Annotated in this window: 1 pseudogene; it reads left to right on the plus strand. The window is 40.2% G+C overall.

The window, feature by feature from the left end:
- Window positions 1-13 precede the first annotated feature (13 nt).
- Window positions 14-261: pseudogene (gene secY / locus ETC27_RS18100) on the plus strand (preprotein translocase subunit SecY); the annotation flags it as partial.

The following is a 261-nucleotide window of genomic DNA, read 5'->3' on the forward strand; positions in this document are numbered from 1 at the left end:
GTCTGGTAATGCCATGCAAAACTATTCATTGTTTGCTATGGGGGTATCACCTTATATCACAGCATCAATTATCGTTCAACTTTTACAAATGGATATTTTGCCGAAGTTTGTAGAGTGGTCAAAACAAGGGGAAATCGGACGTCGTAAGCTTAATCAAGCGACACGCTATATTCCTTTAGTTTTGGCTATGGCTCAATCTATCGGTATCACTGCAGGTTTCCAAGCTATGAGCTCGGCAAATATCGTACAAAATCCTAACTG

Source organism: Onishia niordana, assembly GCF_004798965.1.
GTDB classification, from domain to species: domain Bacteria; phylum Pseudomonadota; class Gammaproteobacteria; order Pseudomonadales; family Halomonadaceae; genus Onishia; species Onishia niordana.